The organism is Nostoc sp., from assembly GCF_036918015.1.
In the GTDB taxonomy this organism is placed as follows: Bacteria; Cyanobacteriota; Cyanobacteriia; order Cyanobacteriales; family Nostocaceae; genus Nostoc.
This window is the reverse complement of sequence record NZ_JBALEO010000083.1, coordinates 199,429-223,885: the sequence shown is the minus strand read 5'-3', so window position 1 is coordinate 223,885 and position 24,457 is coordinate 199,429. Positions and strand designations below refer to the sequence as shown.

Below are 24,457 nucleotides of genomic sequence, written 5' to 3'. Positions count from 1 at the left end.
AGTAAAAAAAGGAGAACACAAAATAAGAGACTTATTATCTTCTCCATTTAGGCTCAGAACTCCAGTTTTCACCTTTAAAAATTGGAAGTTGATGCTCAAAACTCGGAACTTTCTGTTTACAGCTGCAACAGCCGAGATCCAAGGGTAATACCAATTCAATTAATAATTGCAACACATTCTTGGGTAGAGACGCGACGCCAGTCGCTACAACGGGGGGAACCCCCCTTCGGGTTCACCAGTCGCCTACGGCGGGAAACCCGCCTACAGGGCTGGATTCACCGCAACGCGCTGGCTCATGAATCGCGTCTCTACAAATGGTCTATTTGCCGCATTCTTTTTTTAAATTGGTATAAATTATGGTGGGTGAAAGGCTTAGGCGTAACCCGCACTTTGACAAAGCTCACCTTCTTTATGGCTAAAAGACCATAAAAGGTTAAAAGCAATAGTAGCTAATCAAGGACGAGTGATATTAGCGATTGATGGGATGCAGCCAGAAATTGGACATGAGGTACCTTATTTAAACGCTTTGGAAGAAAAAGTGTTGAATGTTTTGAAGTCGGAAATTAAAGTTTAGTTATCAATCTCTTATTTCACCAAACTTGTTCTTGATGGGAGCAAACAGCAAGTAATTATTCTCAGAATAAGAATTGCTGTATAGTTTGAGTTATGCCAGATCATACTCTCAAGAGTTGCTCTATGATTGCTCTACCTGGTATTGCCATTCAAAACAAGATATATGAAAGTTCTAACTCTCTAGTTTATCGGGGCATCAGAGACGATGGAGTAGCGATCGCCATCAAAATGCTAAAGCTTGATTATCCCTCTCCTCAAGAACTGACTCGCTACAGACAGGAATATAAAATTACCCGTTCCCTAAATTTAGAAGGAGTTATCAAAGCATACAGCCAGCAGGACTATCAACGCACTCTGGTGATTATCTTGGAAGATTTTGGGGGAGAGTCCTTAGAGCAATGGATACACAAGCGGCCAGATATTTTCTGCCCCATGCCTTTATCCACTTTTTTAGGTCTTGCGATCGCCCTCACAGATATTCTAGGCAGAATCCATACCGCTAATGTCATTCATAAAGATATCAACCCTGGAAATATAGTCCTCAATCTGGATACTGGCGTTGTCAAAATTATTGATTTTGGGATTGCTACCCAATTTAACCGCACGAATCCGACTTTTAAAAGCCCTCATGTTTTAGAAGGGACACTTGCATATCTATCTCCAGAGCAAACCGGGCGGATGAACCGTTTACTTGATTACCGCACCGATTTTTACTCCCTTGGTGTGACATTCTACGAACTGCTAACTGGACATCTGCCGTTTCCCACAGTGGATATGCTTGAGCTAGTCCATTGTCATATTGCTAAACAGCCTGTTCCGCCTCATGAAATAAACACAACGATTCCCAAACCAGTTTCAGATATTATTCTGAAACTGATGGCGAAAAATGCAGAAGATCGCTATCAGAGTGCTTGGGGAATCAAAGCGGATTTAGAAATCTGTGCTGAACAATTAGCAGAAATCGGTCAAATCTCTAGCATTAAACTGGCGCTTCAAGACGCTTCGAGTCAGTTTCAAATTCCCCAAAAACTGTATGGGCGGGACAAGGAAGTTGCAATTTTACTAGCGGCGTTTGTTCGCGTAGCGTGTCCAGAGTCAAATTGCGTCGCGGCTTTACCAAACAATTCAGAAACGACTTTACAAAGGGAACAAGCGGGCAATCCAAAATTCCAAGTCGAAATGATGTTAGTATCTGGCTATGCTGGCATTGGTAAATCTGCGTTAGTGCAGGAACTCTATAAACCAATTACCCAAAAGCGCGGCTATTTTATCTCTGGGAAGTTCGATCAATTTCAGCGCAATATTCCCTACAGCGCGATCGCCGATGCTCTGCAAAAATTGGTGCAGCAATTGCTCAGTGAACCAGACGAACAAGTGCAACAGTGGCGATCGCTCTTACTTACAGCTTTGGGAAACAACGGACAAATCATCATTGATGCGATCCCCGAAGTTGAATTAATTGTCGGCAAGCAGTCGCCTGTACCAGAAGTTGGAGCAACTGAAGCTCAAAATCGCTTTCATCGAATCTTTGGGCAGTTCATGCGGGTGTTTTGTTCAGAATCACATCCCCTGGCGATCTTCTTAGATGATTTGCAGTGGATAGACTCAGCAACGCTGAAGTTAATCGAGTTGATGCTGCTAGATCAGCAAACCCAATCACTATTTTTGATTGGAGCCTATCGAGATAATGAAGTAAATCCAACGCATCCATTAGCATTAATGCTAGAGAGACTGCGAAAACAAGGGGCAGTGCTTCAGGAAATTACCCTAACACCATTAACACTTGAGTCGTTGAGTCAGTTAATTGCCGAGACGCTACATCGGAATGCAGACACCGTTCGTCCGTTAGCTGAGTTGGTGTTGCGTAAAACTGAGGGCAATCCCTTCTTTGTCAGTGAATTCTTGAGAATGCTGCATAGCGAAAATTTATTGACCTTTGACCCCCCTCAATCCCCTTTTACTAAGGGGGGGTGGCAATGGAACATAGCTCAGATCCAAGCCCAAAATATCACTGATAATGTTGTGGAGTTGACGCTGATTAAGTTGAAGAAACTGCCAGAGAATACACAGAAAATTCTCAGGTTAGCTGCTTGCGTCGGTGCTGAATTTAATTTAGATACTCTATCAATTGTTTGTGATCAACCACCTGAAATGGTTTTTCAAGATTTACTAACAGCCATACAAGTTGGATTAATTCAACCACTATCTGAATTAGATGAAAACTTGTTAATTCAAGAGTATAAGTTTCTGCACGATCGCGTGCAGCAAGCCTCATACACCTTAATTGATGAGTCGCAAAAACAAATTGTTCATTTACAAATTGGTCGTAATCTCCTCGAAAAAATTTTGCCAGAGCGACTATCAGACCGACTGTTTGAAATTGTCGATCATCTTAATCATGGAATTGAGCTTGTCGCAGATCAACCCGAACGCAATGAAATTGCTAGATTAAATTTAATCGCCGGACAGAAAGCAAAGGCTGCGATCGCCTATAGTGTGGCTCAAAACTATTTAGCCACAGCAAGAGTTTGGCTAGCAGCTTCTAGCTGGGAAACAAACTATGACTTGACATTAGATTTATATTTAGAAACAACAGAAGTCGCGTATTTGTGTGGCGATTTTGAGCAGGTAGAATCCTGGGTATTGGTTGTTCTGCAAGCAGCCAAAACGGTTCTCGACATCGTGAAAGTTTACGAAGTCAAAATTCAAACTGACATCGCGCAGAACCAGCCATTAGAAGCAATCAACACTGGATTGCAAGTTTTGCAGCAACTGAGAATCAGTTTTCCTGAAACGCCAACTCAGTCAGACATTCAGCTTGAGCTAGACACAATCACATCACTCATTGGCCAGAAGCCAATCGAGGACTTGCTGCATTTGCCGGAAATGACCGAACCGGACAAGTTGGCGGCGATGCGAATCTTATCAAGCATCACGATCGCTGCCTATGTTGCAGCTCCTGATTTGATGCCTCTGCTTGTGTCTAAACAAGTAAACTTATCAATTCAATCTGGTAATGCTGTTGTATCTCCCTTTGCCTATGCCTTTTACGGATTAATTCTTTGTGGAACGAGTGGGAACATTGAGATTGGGTACGAGTTTGGACAACTTGCGCTAAATCTATTGTCACACTCTAATGTTCATTCTCTCAGAGCTAGAACATTACTCATTGTGAATAACTTTATTATTCATTGGAAAGAGCATATTAGAAACACAACCCAGCCCTTGCTAGAAGCCTATCAAAGAAGTTTAGAAGTTGGAGATTTAGAGTTTGCTGCTTATTCTGCTCATTGTTATTGCTTCCAATCCTACGCAGTTGGAAAGGAACTCGTAGAAGTTGAGCGCGAGATGACGAAATACAATGAAGCAATTCGTCAAATAAAACAGAAAACTGCGCTAACCTGGAACCAAATATATCAGCAGACGATCGCAAATTTGATGGGCTTTTCGGTCAGCCTAACTCGCCTAGTTGGCGAATTCTACAATGAAGAAAATGGATTGCCACAACATGAAGTAACAAATGATGGAACGGCAACCTTTGATGTCTATTTCAATAAACTTTTCCTGTGCTACCTATTTTCTGAGTATGCTCAGGCAGTTGAAAACTCAACCATAGCAGAACGTTATTTAATCCGAATAACAGGCACACCTGTTGCGCCTTTTTACTACCTATATGATGCTTTGACAAGACTCGCAACATACCCTGAAAGCAATGCTCAAGCACAAGAGGAAATTCTCAAAAAAATTGCGGTTAGCCAGGAGAAAATAAAGCAATGGGCACATTATGCTCCCATGAATCATTTGCATAAATATCATTTAGTGCAAGCAGAGACTGCACGAGTTTTGAGTCAGTTGCTTGAGGCAGAAGAATTCTACGAGCAAGCAATTCTTGGGGCTAAAGACAACGAATATTTGCAAGAAGAAGCATTAGCTTATGAATTAGCTGCTAAACATTATCTGGCAAGAGGTAGAGAAAAAATCGCCAAAACTTACATGAAGGAAGCACATTACTGCTATGAACGATGGGGAGCGTATGCGAAAGTCAAAGATTTAGAAACTCGCTATCCCCAGCTATTTCCTCAATCGTCGGGCATGGCTTACGTGCCAATCCCCAAAACTTCTGTCACCACCTCTAATCACTCACCCATCGCTTTCGACTTAGCGGCAGTGATGAAAGCTTCCCTTGCGATTTCGAGTGAAATTGAATTGGATAAGTTACTTAGTTCCTTGATGAAGATATTAATCGAAAATGCTGGCGCACAAACAGGATTTTTGATTTTGGAAAACTCAGGAAAATGGGTTGTTGAAGCATCTGGTGAACTAAATGATGGTGAGAATATCTATATTACACAAGTACTGCAATCTATCCCAACTGCAAATCATCTACCTGAATCAATTATTAATTATGTTATTCGTACTCATGAATGTGTCATTTTAAATGATGCTACTCATGAAGGTAATTTTATTAATGAGCCATATATTCAACACAATCAAACTCAATCAATCTTATGTTTGCCTATGCTAAATCAAGGTAAGCTAGTGGGCGTGTTGTATCTAGAAAATAAACTAGCGGCTGGAGCATTCACACCAGAGCGATTCTCTGAAGGAGACGCTACGCGATCGCAAGTCTTAAATCTGCTATCTACTCAAGCAGCGATCGCGATCGAAAATGCCAAGCTCTACTCAAAGCTACGCACCAGCGAAAGTCAGATGGCTCAATTTCTAGAAGCGGTTCCGGTGGGAATTGCAATAGCAGATGCGACTGGTCGCCCTTACTACGCTAATCAACGGGGAATTGAGTTAATGGGCAAAGGGATTGACCCCGCCGTGCCGCCAGATCAAATCGCAGAGGTTTATCAATTTTATCTGGCGGGAACGGATCAAATATATCTCACTGAGAAACTGCCAGTTATCCGGGCGTTGAGTGGCGATCGCACCAGGGTTGACGACATAGAAATTTGCCAAAACAACGCAACTATTCCAGTTGAGGCGTGGGGAACTCCAGTTTTTGACGAACAGGGCAATGTGGCTTATGCGATCGTCGCCTTTCAAGACATCACAGAGCGCAAACAAGCAGAATACCTCTTAGCCAATTACAACCATACTCTAGAGCAACAGGTAGCAGAACGAACTGCGGCTTTACAAAAAAGCGAAGCCGCACTGCGCGATGTCTACGACGAGCTTCGCTTACGCGAACAAGAATTACGACTAATCACCGACGCTCTACCAGTTCTTATCAGCTACGTGGATGCAAATCAGCGCTATCGGTTTGTTAACCGTATCTATGAGGTCTGGTTTAACCTTAGTCGAGATGAGATTTTGGGCAAATCTGTTCATGAACTCCTGGGTGAGACGGTTTATCAACGGTTTGAGCCGTTTATCAATCAAGTGTTTGAAGGGCAAACTGTAACCCTGGAAGCAGAGATTCCCTTTTCACTGGGTAAAAGGTGCATCAGTGCTACCTTGATTCCTGATTGCGATTGCCCAGGGGGCAGTGCCAAAGGCGATCGCAATGCTCAAGTAAGAGGATTCTACAGTCTAATCACAGACATTAGTGAACAGCGAAACGCTGCGCTGCGTGAACAAAAACGCGCCGAGCAAGCCTCAATTCTGGAAGAACGCAACCGCATGGCGCGAGAAATTCACGATACCCTGGCACAGTCCTTCACAGGCATTCTGCTCCAAGTAGGAGCTGCAACCCAAGTGCTAACGGACGATCTAGAAGCGACACAGGAACATTTGGAAATGCTGGAAATGATTGATGAACTGGCACGCATTGGGCTTTCTGAGGCGCGTCGTTCGGTGGTAGCGCTTCGTCCTCAGCTATTGGAGGATGGCAATTTACATAGTGCCCTTCATCGCCTTGTGACTCAAATGAGAGCCGTTGCCGATACCGCTCTGATCTACGAAATCAAAGGCACAGCCTATTCTTTGCCAACCGAGGTTGAAAATAACTTACTACGAATTGGGCAGGAAGCATTAACCAATGCCATAAAATACGCTGATGCTGCCGAAATTCGTGTTGAGTTGGTATATGACAATGCCCAATGTATTCTGCGCGTTAAAGACGATGGGCGGGGTTTTGGGGTTGCTACGATCCCATCTGTTGGCGGATTTGGATTGTTGGGAATGAGCGAGCGAGCAGAACATCTTGGAGCGCAACTGAGTATTCAGAGCCAACCTGGGCAAGGAACAGAAATTGTTGTCATTGTAAATCGAGAGTGAGAATATTAAAAATGCACTCGTTACAAACGCAAAGTGTAGTAATATCATGTCCGCATAATTAATTTAGTTATGCTAACCACAGTCAATACACCCCACCCCCAGCCCCTCCCCGCTTGCGGGGAGGGGAGACAAAGCATAGCTTTGGCGGGGGTGGGGTTCTTCGGGTTTAATAAGCAATCAAGCGCACATGATATAACATCTCAATTTCTAATTTTGTACTTTCAATTTATTAATAATTATGAGCCAATCAACGAATATTCGGGTTCTGATTGTTGACGATCATTCCATTGTCAGGCAAGGATTGACAACCATCATTAATCGCGATCCAGAGATGACGGTGATTGCTCAAGCAGAAGATGGACAACAGGCGATCGCGCTTTTTCGTGAATACCAACCAGATGTAACGCTAATGGATTTACGAATGCCGCAGATGGCAGGAGTTGAAGCCATTACTGTTATTTGTGCCGAATTTAAAGCTGCTCGAATTGTTGTGCTGACAACCTACGATGGTGATGAAGATATCTATCGTGGATTACACGCAGGCGCTAAAGGATATTTGCTCAAAGATGCTAAACCTAACGAACTTCTGAGTGCCATTCGCACAATTCATCGCGGTCAGCAGTATATTCCACCCGAAGTAGGGGCAAAATTGGTGCAGAGGATGAGCAATCCAGAACTGAGTGAGCGAGAACTAGATGTACTCCGTTTAATGGCGCAAGGAATGAGTAATTTAGAAATTAGCACTACTTTGAATATCGGTGAAAGCACCGTTAAATCTCACGTTAATCGAATTTTAAGTAAGTTGGGAGTGAGCGATCGCACTCAAGCCGTGATTATTGCTGTTAAACGAGGGATTGTCAATTTGTAATATCAATTTTGCAATTAAATTTCTATATAATTAAATTCCCCCTTGTTAAGGCTACTATCTACACACAAATCTTTTAAAGTTACTACGTAATCTAAAGTAAGTTAATTTTTGCAGGTCAATGCAATAAAGGTGCAGGTCAATGCAACTAATAAATACAAGATCAACATTATGCCTCGTATTCAGCTAGCGTATCCCAAAATTCCTGGTAGTAAAAACTACCCATCCGAGCGCTGTATTGCCTTCGAGAAATACGACGGGACTAATCTGCATTGGGTTTGGGAATTTGAACTTGGGTGGTACGGATTTGGGACTCGGCGCGATCGCTTCGATTTCGATGAGAAAGGAATCGCTGACTTTAACGCCGCCCATCCAGGCTTGGAAGCAGCACATAGCATATTTCAAACGCTTTTTGCAACCCTGCTAGATAAACTGTTTCAAGAAAATCCTATTTATAATAGTCCAGAAATCACCGTCTTTACTGAGTTTTTCGGTGCTAGTTCCTTTGCGGGTATGCACAAACCCGACGAACCGAAACAACTGATTCTCTTTGATGTAGAGACTAATCGCGGTATAATTCCGGCGGAACAGTTTGTACAGGATTTTAGTGATTTAGCGATCGCCCGCGTTGTTTATCGTGGCAAACTCACCGGACAATTTGTAGAAGATGTCCGCGCTGGGAAGTATGGCGTAGCTGAGGGTGTCGTGTGCAAAGGTGGTAACAGCCCTGTGGACTTGTGGATGGTAAAAATCAAAACTAATGCCTATATGAAAAAGCTACAGCAAGCCTTCCAAGATGACTGGGAAAACTATTGGGAGTGATACAGCACTTTGTAAGTAAATGAAGTACACCCTTCTCTTGCTTGGGGCTACGGTGAATTACCCCCCTTAATCCCCCCGATATATTGGGGGGAAACAGGAAATCTAGTTCCCTCCCCTTTCTAAGGGGAGGGTTAGGGTGGGGTATTTTTGTACCTCACCAACTCGCAATCTGCTGTAATGTGGATAAACGCACGTAGTATTATAGCGTTTCCTAATCACACGAGGTACATCATAGTCCCCTCCTCGCTTGCGGGGAGGGGGTTGGGGGTGGGGTTCTTGTACCTCACTAAACTGATAACCGCTATAGTGGCGATTGAGCCGTATTATGAGTTAGCTTTTTTAAGCTATATATACCAGTTAATGCTTTAAGAAAGGAAAAGAGCAAAATTCACAAAGAAATGATCTGAGTAAGTTGTACTTTAGTTGAAATGTGGATTCCAACTAAAGTTGGAGTTAACCTTCCATTTTGAGATGGACTGATTTATCAATCATTCTATTGAGCAAAAGTTTCAACTTTTAGGGGACGACAAGTTAAATTTAATTGCATATATTTAATTCAGGCAAAGATTGATTGCAACCTAGTTGCAATCAATGCTTACTTTACACAAAGAAAGTAGAAAGAGGGTTGTATGTTCAGCGCTGGCGACGAGCATACAACCGTCGGAGGTATTAGTGAGTTTTGACCATGACCGTAGTTTGTTATTTGTCCCACCTTCAACACAAGATCATATAAAAGGCGTGCTGAATGCCACAGTAGTGCTGGTGATGTATGGGGACTATGAATGTTCTCAAAGTGCGGACGTTTACAGGCTGATTAAAGTCATTGGGCAACAGCTTAGTGTTTCTTTGGGGGAGAATTATTTGTGTTTCATCTTCCGTCATTTTCCACAGATAGAGATTCATTCTCATGCTCAACGTGCGGCTGAAGCTGCTGAAGCTGCCGCTGTCCAAGGTCAATTTTGGCCAATGCATGAAATGCTGTTCAGTCATCAACAAGAGTTGGGAAACGGCTATCTGGTGGAGTATGCCAATAATCTAGGACTTGATATTTCCCAATTTCTCCAAGATATATCTAAAAAAGTCTACATCGATCGCATCAATGAAGATATTGAAAGTGGATTACACAGTGGAGTAACGGCTACTCCAGCACTGTTTATTAATGGAATTCGGTATAGCGTTCGCTGGAACATTGAGCAGTTGATGGCAGCTATTATCACTGCAAGTCATTAAGTTTCCTGATTCTTAACCACACAACCAAAATTACTGCTTATTACGCAAGCAATTAATCAACAGGAGGAATCTGATGGCACAATCTCTCTGGCTTTTTGGCACTCGCCTCAACATCCTTGCCGATCGCACCACTACCGGAGGTCAGTACGATCTGATCGAAGGCTACTTCCCTCCCGGCACACAAACACCCCCCCACCGCCACACGCGCTATTCCGAACAACTTTACGTACTAGAAGGGGAGTTCACGGTTTGGGCAGGTGAAAACAAGGTTGTGCTGAATGCCGGTGAAAGCTTCCTGATTCCTGCTGGCACACCTCACGTAGTCGCTGCACTCAGCGATCAGCCAGCTCGCGGGTTGGTGGTTGCTGCGCCGAGTGGCTTTGCTCGGCTAATCGCAGCAGTTGGTACACAGGATGAGACAGAAGCACCGGACATGGCGCTGTTCGATCGCATTTCCACCGAGATCGGCGACGAAATTCTGGGGCCGCCCGGAGCCTTACCCTCGGTATGAGGTGATGTTGGCTCGCACTCCGATAAGTACTCACTCAATACTGTTCGGTTAAGGCAAGAGAGGCGATGAATCGCCGTCAAGACAAAAGATTGATTATTGTACAATACGCTTGGGTTGCGCTTTGCTTAACCCAACAAAGCCCCGAAAATGTTGGGTTTCGTTCTTTAACCCAACCTACACATTTCAAGGTTTTTGGCGCTAACCCAAGTGTATTGGATTATTGTAGAGACGGCGATTTATCGCGTCTTTGTGATGATTTATCCCATTTTTGCGATCTAGAATTTTCATCAAAAAGCCTTAACCGAACCGTATTGAGTACTCACTCTGGGGACGAATCTCGCTTGCATCTCTCTATTGCTGCCAGGAAGCTAGACCATGAGAAAATCACGTCTAAAGCCTACCGTATTAAAAGATTATCGCATCACAATTCCTGCTTCCTTTTTTGGCATGATTCTGGGTTTAGCAGGATTAGGCAGTTGCTGGCGAGTAGCTGCTAAACTTTGGCACTTGCCTGCCTGGATTGGCGAAGCAATTATGCTGCTGACAGTCGTAATCTGGCTCGTGTTGTTACTGCTCTATGTTGGCAAATGGCTGTGGGCGAGAGCAGATGCCCTAGCTGAGTTTGAGCATCCTGTTTTGTGTTGCTTTATTGGGTTGGTGCCTGTATCTACGGTGATTGTGGTACTAGCGATCGCGCCCTACTCTCGTGCGATCGCCGTCCCGTTATTCGTTGTAGGTGCAATTGGTCAGTTGAGCTTTGGCGTGTATCGTTCCGGTCGGCTATGGATGGGAGGGCGTAAGCCAGAAACGACAACACCCATTCTTTACCTGCCTACAGTCGCGGGTGGTTTTGTCAGTGCGATCGTTGCCAGTGCCCTCGGTTATCGAGATTGGGGTGCGTTGTTTTTTGGGGCGGGGCTGTTTTCATGGCTGGCACTGGAGTCCATCATCATGAATCGTCTATACCTCCTGGAAGAACTGCCCAAGTCCCTGCGTCCAACGCTGGGCATTCAACTAGCACCCCCTGTCGTCGGCTGTGTTGCCTATTTGAGTATCACCAGTGGTCAGCCCGATGCTTTCGCCCAGATCCTCTTTGGCTATGGACTGTTACAGGCGTTGATTCTACTGCGGCTGCTACCGTGGTTGTTTCAACAACCCTTTGCAGCGTCCTACTGGGCATTCACCCTCGGCGTTGCCGCCCTGTCGCTGGCATCTCTGCGCTTAGTTGAACGCGGCATGACCGGAGTGATGGAAAAGCTGGCAGTGCTGCTATTCATTAGCGCAAATATCGTGATTGGCAGTATTGCTCTGGGGACAGTACGACTGTTGCTGCGGGGCAAACTACTACCATTGCCTGCGACAGGCGATCGCATCGTTTAGCGACTTTCATGGTTTCCCATAGAATAAGACAGATTGCGTAATCGTCCAGTGCATTGAAGGCAAACGTCAATGCGAAATTCACACAAATGGAGAAGTTTTATCGTGAGTAAACTTACAGGTAAGATCGCATTAGTCACAGGTGGTAACAGTGGAATCGGACTCGCTACAGCCCAACGGTTTGTACAAGAGGGGGCTTACGTCTTTATCACTGGTCGTCGTCAAAACGAACTTGATGCTGCGGTGAAGAAGATTGGAGAAAACGTCACTGCTGTTCAGGCTGATGCATCGAATCTCGCAGATATCGATCGTCTTTACACTACGATTCAGCAGGAGAAAGGACACCTCGATATCCTCTTCGCTAACGCTGGAGGCGGCGAACTTGCCCCACTCGGCTCGATTACCGAGGAGCATTTCGATAAAACCTTTAATACCAATGTCAAGGGTTTACTCTTCACTGTACAAAAAGCACTGCCGTTGATGCCAGAGGGTTCATCCATCGTCCTCAATGCTTCGACCACTTCGATTAAAGGTACTCCAGCGTTTAGCGTTTACAGCGCGACCAAAGCTGCTGTGCGCTCCTTTGCCCGTAACTGGACACTCGACCTCAAAGAGCGCAAGATTCGCGTCAATGCCATCAGCCCCGGTGTGGTTCCGACTCCTGGTTACAATCTCTTGGGATTGAGTGAAGAACAAATACAGGAATTTGTGTCCAGCCAAGCTGACACTATCCCCCTGGGACGGGTGGGTACACCGGACGAAATTGCTAAGGCGGTTGTTTTCCTTGCCTCGGATGACAGCAGCTTTGTAAACGGCATTGAACTGTTTGTCGATGGTGGTATGGCACAAATTTAAATGTGCTTGCGGAGGAGGCCATACTTGTGTTTCCCTAAACGTTTACTGATTACAAAACAACATCTTGGGAGTAGGACTTATGACTGCAACAACTAAGCAAAATGAGACTAAATCTTTAGTTTACTCAACCCGAATTGATATTCCCGTAGAAATGCGATCGCAAGTAAATACCTTACTCAATCAAAGCTTGGCAACTGCGATCGACTTGAAGACCCAGATCAAATATGCTCACTGGAATGTCAAAGGTAAAGATTTTTACAAGGTAAAGATTTTTACCAACTGCATCTACTGTTTGATGAAATTGCTTCCGAAGTTGAAGAATTTATTGATTTGATTGCCGAACGGATCGCAACATTGGGGGGAAAAGCACTGGGAACCGCTCGGATTGCTGCCAAAGAATCGGAACTGCCTGAGTATCCCTTCGATGCTGTTGATGGCACAGATCATGTCATTGCACTTAGCGATCGCTTGGCAATTTACGCCAAATCCCTCCGTAAAAACATTGAAAAAACAAATAATTTGGGTGACATGGATACCAACGATCTCTTTATTGAGATTTCACGGGCGATAGACAAGCGGTTGTGGTTTTTAGAAGCCCATCTGCAAACCTCATTTCAGAACCAGGATCGTGCAGACCAAACTTGAGGATGTGATTGATGAAGAATAACTTATTTACACGCCGAAAATTATTAAATGTAGGGATTTTAGTAGGTTTAGGTTTGATTACTGCCCCAACGATCGCACTTGCCAAGCCTAAAAAGGATTCACATCAAACGAAAGAGACTAAGGTGGTTGCTAACAATATCGTGCTGGTGCATGGAGCCTTTGCAGACGGCTCAAGTTGGAGCAAGGTGATCCCGCTACTGCAAGATAAAGGTCTTCGCGTCACGGCAGTGCAGATTCCGCTCACTTCTTTTGCAGACGATGTTGCCGTAGTCAAGCAAGTTATTGCCGCTCAAACAGGTTCCACAATTCTCGTCGGTCATTCCTATGGAGGTGCAGTCATAACAGAAGCAGCAGCTAATGCAGCAAATGTTGCGGGATTGGTCTACATTGCAGGTCATACACCCGATAAAGGAGAAAGCATCAGTGACTTAAATAAACGTTTTCCCACCCCACCTGGTTCTTCCAATATTCGCCCTATTTATAATAATGAGTTCCTTGAGGTTGATCCTGATACCTTTCAAGAGGTATTTGCTCAGGATGTTGACACCGTTGAAGCACGCGTGATGGCTGCTGTGCAGAAGCCGATCGCCATCAAGAACTTTAGCGAGAAAGTGACCCAAGCAGCCTGGAAGTCCAAACCATCATGGTATCTGGTATCTGCCAACGATCGCATGATTGCACCAGAACTAGAGCGTTTTATGGCAAAGCGGATCGGGGCAACCGTCATTTCATTACCATCAAGCCATGTCTCAATGGTTTCCCATCCAACTGAAGTAGCAAATCTGATTATTGAAGCTGCAAAGGCAGAGGAGCCTCAAGCTAAAGTTCATTAACCTTTATTGGCGTTGCAACGAGATGCGCGACGTGAAAGTTGCGCGTTAGAAGTACTCTACATAACCTTAACGTGAGTTCGACAAGTCTTATTTGACCTCTCCCCCAGCCCCTCTCCGAGGCGGAGAGGGGAGCAAAAAGCTGAATTTTCGTTGCTCCTCCCTTTCCGTTTCGGAGAGGGAGGCTGGGAGGGAGAGGTTCATCGAACTTACATAACCTTACGATGAATAAAGTTATGACCACATATCGCACAGTTTCGATCGATGGTTTAGATATCTTTTATCGAGAAGCTGGTTCCCGCAGTAATCCGACAATTCTGCTATTGCACGGCTTCCCGACCTCATCTCACATGTTCCGCAATCTGATGTCTGCGCTTGGCGATCGCTTCCATCTGGTTGCACCCGATTATCCAGGTTACGGCAACAGTTCGATGCCAACCGTAAATGAGTTTGACTACACATTTGATCGCCTAGCACAGATCGTAGAGAAATTTATTACCGCGATCGCTCTCAAGAAATATAGCCTTTATGTAATGGATTATGGCGCTCCCATTGGCTATCGAATTGCAGCTAAATATCCAGAGCGAGTGGAAGCCCTGATTGTCCAAAACGGGAATGCTTACGAAGAAGGTCTGCGCGAATTTTGGAACCCAATCAAGGCTTACTGGCAAGAGCGATCGCCTGAGAATGCTGACAAGCTTAAACACCTTGTCAACTTGGAAGCCACGAAATGGCAATATACCAACGGCGTTCGCAATTTAGAAGCAATCAGCCCTGATACCTGGAATATGGATCAATTGTTCCTCGATCGCCCCGGCAACGATGAGATTCAACTGGCGCTGCTGTATAGCTATGGCACTAATCCACCATTATATCCGCAATGGCAGGAGTATTTTCGCAAATATCAGCCACCAACCCTGATTGTTTGGGGTAAGAATGACTACATTTTCCCCCCAGAAGGCGCTCATCCCTACAAGCGCGATCTAAAAGACGTGGAGTTGCATTTACTCGATACTGGACATTTTGCTCTGGAAGAGGAAGGAGATGCGATCGCAGACCATATCCGTCGCTTCATTACAACTCACGTTGTGAAGGAGGACATTATCCCAGTCCCCAGTAGGAAATGACTAGTACCGCTGCGCGTAATTCGTAATTCGTAATTCGTAATACTTCTCTACGAGAGGCTGCGCCAACGGCTACGCTCAGTACAAGTTCGTAATTCGTAATTACCTGTTAGCAAGGGTTTCAGACATTTAAAATGGGTGGCTTATTTACGCCTTGCTGTACTAGATATATTTTACCAGAAAGCCGATGCTCAAAGCACGGGATTTAAAACCCAAATTTTCGATAAATAAATCCAAGGAGGTTCTATGATTAGTCAAGCAAAATCGCAAGCGGTGAAAGTTTTGGAAGTCGCAGACGATCCGCGTCTTTCTAGGGAAGTGAAGGCATTTTTGAAATTACTGAATTCGGGTGATGGTTCGCCTTTAGAGACATTACCTCCACTCGAAGCGCGTCAAGTCCTAGTGAATGCACAGGCTGACGTTAAAGTAGACCTTTCAGGCATTGATGAGTCTGAGAAGACGATTACCGTTGACGGGTATTCGATCTCGCTAAACATCGTCCGACCAGAGGGTGTCAAAGGCACATTGCCTGTTTTCATCTTTATTCATGGTGGGGGTTGGGTGCTGGGCGATTATCCAACGCACAAACGCATGGTTCGGGATCTCGTCGTGCTTTCAGGTTTTGCGGCTGTCTTTGTCAACTACACTCGAACTCCAGATGCTCAGTATCCACAGGCTGTCAATGAGATATATGCCGCTACCAAATGGGTAGCCGAGCATGGTGAGGAGATTAATGTTGATGGCAAAAATCTGGCAGTAGTCGGAAACAGTGTCGGCGGTAATATGACGGCTGTAACCACTTTGATGGCGAAAGCGAAAGGGGGTCCGCAGATTAAGTTGCAAATCCTGATGTGGCCGCTCGTAGACGCTAATTTTGAAACGGATTCTTATCAACAATTTGGCGAGAAACGTTTTTTGACCACATCTTTGATGAAGTGGATGTATGACCTATATACCACAGACCTGGAAAAACGCAAAGAAATTTATGCCTCTCCGCTACAGGCTACTGTTGAGCAATTGAAAGGATTGCCTCCGGCGTTAATTCAGGTTGCAGAAAGTGATATCTTGCGTGATGGAGGCGAGGCCTATGGACGCAAGCTAGATGAAGCCGGGGTAAAAGTGACAACCGTGCGTTACAACGGCATGATTCATGACTTCGGACTGCTGAATGGTTTAGCTGAAGTTCCGGCAGTTCGTTCTCTTTTTGTCCATGCAGCCGCCGAACTGAAGAAATATCTGCAATAGGAAGCGTAGTTTACCGCCGCAGGCATCGTTTCTTTTACCGCAGTTGCAATTACAGCAGATTGCGAGTTGGTTAGGTACAAAAATACCCCACCCTAACCCTCCCCGATATATTGGGGAGCCACTGCGTTGGGCGGCTTTGCCGACTTGAAGTATGTGGCGTGAGGGAACTAGATTTGCTGTTTCCCCCCAATATATCGGGGGGATTAAGGGGGGTAATTTACCGTAGCCCCAAGCAATGGAAGAGTGTACTTCATTTACTTGCAAAGTGCTATAAGCCTCGTTTCAGTGCAAATCTGTCTAAGAATGAATTTGTAAAAGCAATGAAGTAACGTCAACAACCATAGGACTCACCATCATGGAAAAACTAGACGGAAAAATTGCAGTCCAGAGCGCCAAGGACATTCGCGGTTCATCACCATTGATCGCTATCGAAAACGAAGCACCGGCCAAGCTGATTGTCGATCCACCGCTTCCCGAACCACTAGCCCAGGGTCGCGTCTTTATCCAGTACCGGACAGAGAACCTGCGCGTGTTGCCGGTGTTCGGCAAGGGTGCCCTCGAAGTATCGCCGCGCATCGGTCATATCCACATTACCGTTGACGATGCGCCGTGGCACTTTGTCGATGCCAGTGGGGAAACGATCATCCTGGTCGGACTGGAACCTGGCGTACACAAGGTGCTGATCGAACTAGCTGACCCCACGCACAAAGTAATCACCAGCGAAACTGTGAAGTTCACGCTGCCCGATCCTAAGAAATCATCATGAAAAAACTAGAAGGGAAAATCGCAGTTGTGACGGGGGCATCTAAAGGAATTGGTGCTTCAATTGCCAAACATTTGGCAGCCAAAGGTGCAGCCGTAGTTGTCATTCATTGATACCATGACCAAACCCGAAAATCCTCGACTACCCCTGCCGCCTTTTGATCGTGAATCCGCCATCCAAAAAGTCCGAATCGCAGAGGATGCTTGGAACACACGTAACCCTGAACTAGTATCACTTGCTTACACGTCGGATAGCGTTTGGCGCAACCGTTCAGAATTTCTATTTGGTCGTGAGGCGATCGTAGAGTTCTTGACCCGTAAGTGGCTTAAAGAATTGGACTACCGTCTGATCAAAGAGCTTTGGGCTTTTCAAGACAACCGCATTGCTGTCCGGTTTGCTTACGAATGGCATAATGATGCTGGCAACTGGTTCCGTTCCTACGGCAATGAGAATTGGGAATTCGATGAACATGGATTCATGCGATGGCGTATTGCCAGCATCAATGACCTACCAATTCTGGAGAGCGATCGCAAATACCACTGGCTACTAGGTCGTCGTCCTGACGATCATCCCGGATTGTCAGACCTCAATCTTTGAGAAACTGGAGCAATCACAATATTACTCAGTTTTTATCCTGCAAGGAGTCCACTGCTATGAATGCAAACAACGGCATCATCAACCAGATCAGCCCGTATGCAGTGACTGAAACTATCGATCGCTTTGCAGCCATCCTTCAAGCAAAAGGCATTACCGTTTTTGCGCGCATCGATCAACAAGCTGAAGCCGAAAAAGTCGGACTTAGCCTACCTCCTACACAGTTGTTGCTGTTTGGCAACCCGAAAGCCGGAACTCCCCTGATGGTGGCAGAACCAACGATCGCCTTGGATTTACCCCTGAAAGTACTGGCATGGGAAGCGACTGACGGCAAGGTATGGGTAAGTTACAACGATCCCAATTACTTAAAGCAGCGATTTTCTCTCTCCGATGAGTTGGTAAAGAACATCGCTATCATTGCACCCTTAATTCATCAAGCACTCCTTTAATTAACTTATTTGTTGATTCAATTTAGATAGTTGAGTATTGACCAAATTTAAAATTCTGATGAAAATCATCTCTGTAAACGTCGGATTGCCGCGTGAAGTGGACTGGAAAGGGAAAACAGTTAGCACTGGAATTTTTAAAGAACCAGTTAGCGATCGCGTCATGGTGCGATCGCTCAATTTAGACGGTGATGGACAAGCCGATCTCACCGTTCATGGCGGAGTAGATAAAGCAGTCTATGTATACCCATTCGAGCATTACGATTATTGGCGAAATGAATTGCCTGACACAGAGTTACCGCTAGGTATCTTTGGCGAAAATTTTACAACCACTGGACTGAGAGAAGAGGAAGTGAACATTGGCGATCGCTTCCATATTGGCACTGTCAAACTGATGGTGACTCAACCCCGCCTACCCTGTTACAAACTAGGGATTCGGTTTGGGCGACCTGATATGGTGAAACGATTTCTTGCCAGTCGTCGCACCGGATTTTACTTTCGGGTTTTGCAAGAGGGCGAAGTCGGAGCCGGAGACACTTTAGAGTTGGTGAGCCGAGATAACAACAATATTACTGTTGCTAATATCACTCAGCTTTATACTCGTGAGCAGAACAATCCAGAATTACTTCACCAAGCTGCTCAACTTGAAGCCTTACCCGAAAGCTGGCGTGACTACTTCCAGGAGCAAAGTCGTCGTCAAGATAGGTCAAAGTCTCAATAGCAAATTATTAAAAAGGACACCATGACAACTCAAAATGTCACCATTTCAGCCTTGTCCGGGGGCAATTTTAGCGCCTATCTAGCAGCACCCAATACTCAGCCTGATGCAGGGATTGTGCTGATTCAAGAAATTTTTGGGGTAAATACTAATATGCGTCAAATTGCCGATGATTATGCTAGATCCGGCTATTTGGTGCTTGTGCCAGATTTGTATTGGCGACTGGAACCCGGTGTGCAACTTGATGCTGACGATCGGGATCAGTCGGTTAAAGCCTTTGAGTTACTCCAAGCATTTGATGTGGATAGCGGCGTAGAAGACCTAAAGGCAAGTCTGTCTTTTTTGCGGCAGTATCCCAGCAGCACAGGCAAGGTCGGCAGTGTGGGCTTTTGTTTGGGCGGCAAACTGGCATATTTCATGGCAACACGCACTGATGCAGATGCCAACGTTAGTTACTACGGCGTTGAGATTGACAAGAATTTAGCAGAGGCGACAAAGATTCAGAAACCCTTGATATTGCATCTGGATGAAAATGACGAGTTTGTGTCACCAACTGCTCAAGCGTCCATTCAGCAAGGACTGAAAAACAACCCCTTGGTAACAATCTATCGCTATGAAGGAGTGAGTCATGGGTTTAGTCGCGTGGGTAGTTCCGCTTATCGCCAAGAAGCCGCAGAATTAGCACGCGATCGCACTTTGGCGTTTTTGAAACAGCATTTAGGCAGTGGTGTCAAAGTCTGAAATAGAGCGACTACTGCCAGATAATTGCCCACCGCGATCGCTCTGGCAACCAAGATGTTCTAATTCTGAATCACTGGGAAAACGCTGCATATCGCGGGTGGTTTTTAAGAAAGAGAACGGTGAAAATCAACAAGCAAGGAGAAAACCATGAACATCAACAAGAATGACACCGCAGTAGTCGTCATCGATCCGCAAAACGATGTCTTGAGCGAAAAAGGGGTTTCCTGGGATTTGGTGGGTGAGAGTGTTAAAGATAACAAGACCGTCGAGAACATCGAGCGAATCTTCAAAGCCGCAAAGCAGAATGAATTCGAGGTTTTTATCTCCCCTCACTATTACTACCCCACCGACCATAATTGGAAATTTGCCGGCAACCTAGAGCAAATGATGCTTGAGGTTAAGGAGTTCGATCGCCGTGGCGCGTTGAGCCTTGATGGATTCCTGGGATCGGGTGCTGACTGGCTTGATCGCTACAAGCCCTTCATTGAGGATGGTAAGACGATTGTGGCCAGTCCCCACAAAGTCTATGGGCCGCAAACTAACGACCTCGTTTTGCAACTGCGTAAACGCAACATCAGCAAAGTTATTCTACTCGGAATGTTGGCGAATCTTTGTGTTGAAGCTCACCTGCGCGAATTACTCGAACAGGGATTTGAGGTTCTTGTCGTCAAGGATGCAACCGCAGCCCCTCGGCATCCGCAACTGGGTGACGGCTATAAGGCAGCACTGATCAACTTTGGGTATATCGCCAATGCAGTCCTTTCTACAGATGAAGTTGTAACAGCAATGCAGTAATGTCAAACTGATCAATTTTACAAAACTCATGAAAAAATCTGCGTTACTCCTCGCTCTCCCAATCAGTATCTTAGCTAATTTTTCCTTAAGAGCTTCTGCTGACTCTACTGCTGGCATCGTCCTGAGTACGAAATGCCAGGGTGGTTACAACATCAATATTTGGCGAAATTATACTTCCGGCGAACTGCTCTATCGCTCAACTAGTTCCAACGGTAATTTAAGTTTGGGCAAAGGAACTAGCAAAGCGACAGAAGGTGTTCGAGTGTATAAGTTTCGGAGTGGAATTTATGAATATTGGGTGTGGGATGGCACGTTAGATAACCCGCAGTCTGGAACTCTAGAGGTATATAAAAACAAGCGTATCTTGATGAAGCAAGCTTGTACGAAAAGTTGAATCTTCAAGTAGCATTTTCCCTGGTTTGAACAACCCGATCAGTTTTTCAGCAAAGTGAAATCCGGGTTAGCTATTGTCCTGTTGTGATTCAACCACTTTTTGTATCATGTAAAGCCGTGCTAAAAGCACGGGGTTTCAAACCCATTTTTCTGATGACTCAATATGACTACATTGTAATTGGTGCAGGTTCGGCAGGTTGTGTAGTCGCTAACCGTCTGACAGAAGACAGTGAAACAACCGTGTTATTACTCGAAGCTGGCAACCCAGATACTAAACCGGAAATTCAAATCCCGGCAGAATGCGTCAGCTTACTCGGCTCCGAAGTTGACTGGGCATACTTCTCTGAGCCAGAACCATACCTCAACGATCGCCAAATCTTTTGTCCTCGTGGCAAAGTCTTGGGTGGCAGCAGTTCGATTAATTTCATGATTTATCTGCGGGGCAATCATCACGATTATGACCACTGGCAGTCATTGGGAAATCCCGGCTGGAGTTACCAAAATGTACTGCCTTATTTCAAGAAATCCGAGCATCAGCAACGCGGTGCCTCGGAATACCACGGGGTTGACGGGGAATTGAGCGTGACCGATCTCATTGCCCCTGCCGATGTATCCCAACGCTTTGTCGATGCAGCAGTAGCAATGGGATATCCCAATAATCCTGATGCCAATGGGATGCAGCAGTCAGGTGCAGGACTCTATCAGTTGACAATCAAGGATGGTAAGCGTCACAGCACCGCAGCCGCTTTCCTCTTACCCATTCTCCAGCGTCCCAATTTGACTGTAATCACAAAAGCGTTAGTGACTCGATTGTTGTTTGAGGACAGGCGTACCGTTGGCGTGGAATACCTGCACGAGGGAACACTGCATCAAGTCAGGGTTAACCAGGAAGTAATTTTAAGTGCTGGTGCGTTCGATTCGCCTAAGCTGCTGATGCTCTCTGGTATTGGGAATGCAGAACACCTGCAAGCATTGGGAATTCCGGTAGTAGTTGAGTTGCCGGGTGTCGGTCAAAATCTTCAGGATCACCCTGTCGTACCCGTGGTATACGAAGCAATTAAGGATTTACAGACAGCCAGCACCAGTAGTATTGCGGAAGCCAGTTTATTTTTACATACTCAGGGTAATGTGGATGCTGCACCAGATTTACAGTTTCTCTTTGGCCCCATTGTGTTTGCACCCCCTGGCTATGCTCACTCTGGTTTAGGATTCACAAGTCTAGTCTGTTTGACCCATCCCCAAAATATTGGGAGTGTCAGTTTGCGTTCATCCAATCCCCAAGATGCGCCGATGATTCTGCTAAACTTTCTGCAAAGTGAAGCCGATGTGCAAAAGCTCGTTGCTGGGATTAAATTAATGCGTGATTTGTTCGGTGCAAGTGCCTTTGATGAATTTCGCGGTGAGGAAGTCGCTCCTGGTAAAGATAAACAGAGCGATGAAGCACTCGTTGCTTATGTTCGAGAAGTTTGCAATACGGTATATCATCCAGTCGGCACCTGCAAAATGGGTATCGATCCAATGGCAGTTGTAGACTCAGAACTGCGGGTACATGGAGTTGAGGGGTTGCGTGTCGTGGATGCATCCATCATGCCAAAAATCACTACCGGAAATACAAATGCACCCACTATTATGATCGGCGAAAAAGCCGCAGATTTAATTAAAGCCGCAGGTGGTATTTCACAGCCAACATCTTTAGCGATCGCGCAAAGCGCAGCGCCAAAGTTTAATGAAATGGTTCGCTAACTCATATCTTGCACCTGGCGACTTCCAGTCGCTAGGTGCAAGATATCAGCTAACAGTTCGCAAGTACTCAGGCTAAACATACGGCAAGTATCATTCAGAAGGCAGAAGGCAGGAGGCAGAAGGGAACCCACGTTTAAAAACGTGGGATTGAAGTAAGGACGATGCCAGATGCTCCACTTGGGCAAAGCCGAAGACCGCACTGGCTCCCTTGTGTCTCGTGGCACTTTCCGCGACGCTCCTGCGTCGCTAACGCTGCGCTATCGACACAATTTTTTCTCCTAGTGGGCTTTAGATCCACAACTAAAGTTTTTATTAGTACTTCTTTCATAAAAGCCTTCTGCCTTCTGCCCTCTGCCTTTCTTTGTAAAAACCCAAAGGATGTGTAAATGAACACTGAATACTATGACGACATTATTATCGGCGGCGGCAAAGCGGGTAAAACACTGGCACCAGCGCTGGTCGCCAACGGACGTAAAACCGCTCTGGTTGAACGCAGTTTAAACATGATTGGTGGCGGGTGTATTAATATTGCCTGCATTCCTACTAAAACTATGGTGGCGAGTGCCAATGTAGCAAACACAGTGCGAAACAGTGCCGCTTATGGTATTAAAGCCAATACACCCATCGTTAATCTAGCAGAGGTGATCCAACGAAAACGATCGGTTGTGCAATCTGCGCGTGAAATGAATTTGCACAATCTAGAAACGGCTCTGGATAAAAACTTGATTATTGGAACAGCCCGCTTTGTTGCTCCCAAAACGATCGCAGTAACGACGACTGAGGGGAACAATCGCTTACTTACCGCCGAACGCTTGTTTATTAATACAGGCACACGACCGTTAATTCCATCCGTACCAGGACTCGCAGAAATTGAGTTTTTAACAAGTGAGTCGATTATGGAGCTAGAATACTTGCCTGAACATCTGATTGTTCTTGGTAGTGGCTATATTGGTTTGGAGTTTGCCCAGATGTTTCGGCGCTTTGGCTCTCGCGTTACGGTGATTGGGCAAAGTGAGCAAATCCTGTCACAGCAAGATCCAGATATAGCGATCGCAGTTCAAACACTGTTAGAAAAAGATGGTATTGAATTCTTATTAAAAGCGAAGGTGTTAAGAATCGATCGCACTGGTAATGAAACCATCCTGCAAATCCAAGTTGGCGATCGCTCCCTCAGCCTCCAGGGGTCGCATTTGCTCGTCGCCGTTGGTCGTGCGCCCAATACCGAGAGCTTACATTTAGCTGCTGCTGGTGTGGCAACCGATACACGCGGATTTATTCAAGTCAACGATCGCTTGGAGACAAATGTACCCGGAATTTGGGCGTTAGGCGATATCAATGGGGGGCCGCAATACACCCATATATCGCTTGATGATTATCGCATTGTCAAAGCTAATTTAATTGATGGGGGCAACCGGAGTACAAGCGATCGTCTGGTTCCATCGTGTCTATTCATCGATCCAGAACTGGCTCATGTGGGTTTGATTGAAACTGAAGCCCAGCAACAAGGATATGCCATCCGCGTGGCGAAGGTTGATGCGTCAGCCATTCCCAGAGCAAGAACACTCGGTCAAACCGATGGACTGCTGAAGGCGATCGTAGATACCGAGACAGGTCGGATTCTAGGGTGTTCCCTGTTGTGTCATGAAGCAGGTGAAGTTATTTCGACAGTGCAGATGGTGATGCAAGCTCAGATGCCCTACACCGTTCTGCGCGATGGTATTTTGACTCATCCCACGATGACCGAAGGGTTAAATATATTGTTTTCCAAGTTGTAAGGGACTTCCAAATGAGCATGGATACTGAGACAGATCGGATTCTATAGTGTTGTATCATATCCAGTGAAAGACTTATTCATACCACGGTGGGCAGAGAGCCAGGGAGAAAAGAGTTTTAGATTTTTGCATAGATATATCGAACGATCGTTAATTAACTGGACTTGAT

22 protein-coding genes and 1 pseudogene are annotated in these 24,457 nt (G+C 45.5%); 22 read left to right on the top strand and 1 reads right to left on the bottom strand.

Annotated elements, in window-relative coordinates; all coding sequences use genetic code 11:
* Nucleotides 1-81: 81 nt before the first annotated feature.
* From V7K61_RS25010 to V7K61_RS24910, 21 genes and pseudogenes are all read left to right on the top strand, one after another.
* Complete coding sequence (locus V7K61_RS25010; protein ID WP_335057496.1) at nucleotides 82-429, top strand: hypothetical protein; 348 nt, start codon at nucleotides 82-84, stop codon at nucleotides 427-429.
* 267 nt (nucleotides 430-696) lie between these two features.
* On the top strand, nucleotides 697-6,798 hold the full coding sequence (locus tag V7K61_RS25005; RefSeq protein ID WP_335057494.1) for a protein kinase domain-containing protein: 6,102 nt from the start codon (nucleotides 697-699) through the stop codon (nucleotides 6,796-6,798).
* Between the two features lie 238 nt (nucleotides 6,799-7,036).
* Nucleotides 7,037-7,666: a response regulator transcription factor gene (locus V7K61_RS25000; RefSeq protein WP_335057492.1), complete on the top strand. Its 630-nt coding sequence runs from the start codon at nucleotides 7,037-7,039 to the stop codon at nucleotides 7,664-7,666.
* 168 nt (nucleotides 7,667-7,834) lie between these two features.
* Entirely contained in the window at nucleotides 7,835-8,485 is a 651-nt protein-coding gene (locus tag V7K61_RS24995; RefSeq protein WP_335057490.1) for an RNA ligase family protein, read from the top strand.
* A gap of 672 nt (nucleotides 8,486-9,157) precedes the next feature.
* Nucleotides 9,158-9,715 carry a DsbA family protein gene (locus V7K61_RS24990; RefSeq protein WP_335057488.1) on the top strand — a complete coding sequence of 186 codons (558 nt, stop codon included), beginning with the start codon at nucleotides 9,158-9,160 and terminating at the stop codon, nucleotides 9,713-9,715.
* Between the two features lie 73 nt (nucleotides 9,716-9,788).
* A complete protein-coding gene (locus V7K61_RS24985) occupies nucleotides 9,789-10,226 on the top strand; it encodes a cupin domain-containing protein (protein WP_335057486.1) in 438 nt (145 codons plus the stop codon).
* Nucleotides 10,227-10,601: 375 nt separating this feature from the next.
* The gene (gene tehA, locus V7K61_RS24980; protein WP_335057484.1) at nucleotides 10,602-11,606 is read left to right on the top strand and encodes a dicarboxylate transporter/tellurite-resistance protein TehA; all 1,005 of its coding nucleotides are present in this window, start codon (nucleotides 10,602-10,604) and stop codon (nucleotides 11,604-11,606) included.
* Nucleotides 11,607-11,708: 102 nt separating this feature from the next.
* Entirely contained in the window at nucleotides 11,709-12,458 is a 750-nt protein-coding gene (locus tag V7K61_RS24975) for a glucose 1-dehydrogenase (RefSeq protein WP_335057482.1), read from the top strand.
* A gap of 79 nt (nucleotides 12,459-12,537) precedes the next feature.
* Nucleotides 12,538-13,103: pseudogene (dps, locus tag V7K61_RS24970) on the top strand (DNA starvation/stationary phase protection protein Dps).
* An 11-nt stretch (nucleotides 13,104-13,114) separates the two neighbouring features.
* Nucleotides 13,115-13,957 (top strand): alpha/beta fold hydrolase, encoded by an 843-nt coding sequence (locus V7K61_RS24965; RefSeq protein WP_335057480.1) that lies wholly within the window; start codon nucleotides 13,115-13,117, stop codon nucleotides 13,955-13,957.
* 233 nt (nucleotides 13,958-14,190) lie between these two features.
* A complete protein-coding gene (locus tag V7K61_RS24960; protein WP_335057478.1) occupies nucleotides 14,191-15,081 on the top strand; it encodes an alpha/beta fold hydrolase in 891 nt (296 codons plus the stop codon).
* Nucleotides 15,082-15,324: 243 nt separating this feature from the next.
* Nucleotides 15,325-16,323, top strand: a complete 999-nt coding sequence (locus tag V7K61_RS24955) for an alpha/beta hydrolase (RefSeq protein ID WP_335057476.1) — start codon at nucleotides 15,325-15,327, stop codon at nucleotides 16,321-16,323.
* Nucleotides 16,324-16,678: 355 nt separating this feature from the next.
* The gene (locus V7K61_RS24950) at nucleotides 16,679-17,089 is read left to right on the top strand and encodes a DUF6130 family protein (RefSeq protein WP_335057474.1); all 411 of its coding nucleotides are present in this window, start codon (nucleotides 16,679-16,681) and stop codon (nucleotides 17,087-17,089) included.
* The gene (locus V7K61_RS24945) at nucleotides 17,086-17,199 is read left to right on the top strand and encodes an SDR family NAD(P)-dependent oxidoreductase (RefSeq protein ID WP_335057472.1); all 114 of its coding nucleotides are present in this window, start codon (nucleotides 17,086-17,088) and stop codon (nucleotides 17,197-17,199) included. The genes V7K61_RS24950 and V7K61_RS24945 overlap by 4 nt, the downstream gene beginning before the upstream one ends.
* A 4-nt stretch (nucleotides 17,200-17,203) precedes the next feature.
* Entirely contained in the window at nucleotides 17,204-17,683 is a 480-nt protein-coding gene (locus V7K61_RS24940) for a nuclear transport factor 2 family protein (RefSeq protein ID WP_335057470.1), read from the top strand.
* A gap of 56 nt (nucleotides 17,684-17,739) precedes the next feature.
* Nucleotides 17,740-18,129, top strand: coding sequence for a DUF302 domain-containing protein (locus V7K61_RS24935; RefSeq protein WP_292774444.1), 390 nt, complete (start codon nucleotides 17,740-17,742; stop codon nucleotides 18,127-18,129).
* 58 nt (nucleotides 18,130-18,187) lie between these two features.
* Nucleotides 18,188-18,847, top strand: a complete 660-nt coding sequence (locus tag V7K61_RS24930) for an MOSC domain-containing protein (protein ID WP_335057468.1) — start codon at nucleotides 18,188-18,190, stop codon at nucleotides 18,845-18,847.
* Nucleotides 18,848-18,868: 21 nt separating this feature from the next.
* Entirely contained in the window at nucleotides 18,869-19,585 is a 717-nt protein-coding gene (locus tag V7K61_RS24925; RefSeq protein ID WP_335057466.1) for a dienelactone hydrolase family protein, read from the top strand.
* A 147-nt stretch (nucleotides 19,586-19,732) separates the two neighbouring features.
* The gene (locus tag V7K61_RS24920; RefSeq protein ID WP_335057464.1) at nucleotides 19,733-20,380 is read left to right on the top strand and encodes a cysteine hydrolase; all 648 of its coding nucleotides are present in this window, start codon (nucleotides 19,733-19,735) and stop codon (nucleotides 20,378-20,380) included.
* A gap of 28 nt (nucleotides 20,381-20,408) precedes the next feature.
* Entirely contained in the window at nucleotides 20,409-20,774 is a 366-nt protein-coding gene (locus tag V7K61_RS24915; protein WP_335057462.1) for a hypothetical protein, read from the top strand.
* Nucleotides 20,775-20,926: 152 nt separating this feature from the next.
* Nucleotides 20,927-22,516: a GMC family oxidoreductase gene (locus V7K61_RS24910; RefSeq protein WP_335057623.1), complete on the top strand. Its 1,590-nt coding sequence runs from the start codon at nucleotides 20,927-20,929 to the stop codon at nucleotides 22,514-22,516.
* Here the strand turns inward: V7K61_RS24910 and V7K61_RS24905 are convergent.
* Nucleotides 22,513-22,740: a hypothetical protein gene (locus V7K61_RS24905; protein ID WP_335057460.1), complete on the bottom strand. Its 228-nt coding sequence runs from the start codon at nucleotides 22,738-22,740 to the stop codon at nucleotides 22,513-22,515. The two genes, V7K61_RS24910 and V7K61_RS24905, sit on opposite strands and share 4 nt — an antisense overlap.
* Nucleotides 22,741-22,902: 162 nt before the next feature.
* Here V7K61_RS24905 and V7K61_RS24900 point away from each other — a divergent pair, with 162 nt between their 5' ends.
* On the top strand, nucleotides 22,903-24,291 hold the full coding sequence (locus tag V7K61_RS24900) for a mercuric reductase (RefSeq protein ID WP_335057458.1): 1,389 nt from the start codon (nucleotides 22,903-22,905) through the stop codon (nucleotides 24,289-24,291).
* Nucleotides 24,292-24,457: the final 166 nt, after the last annotated feature.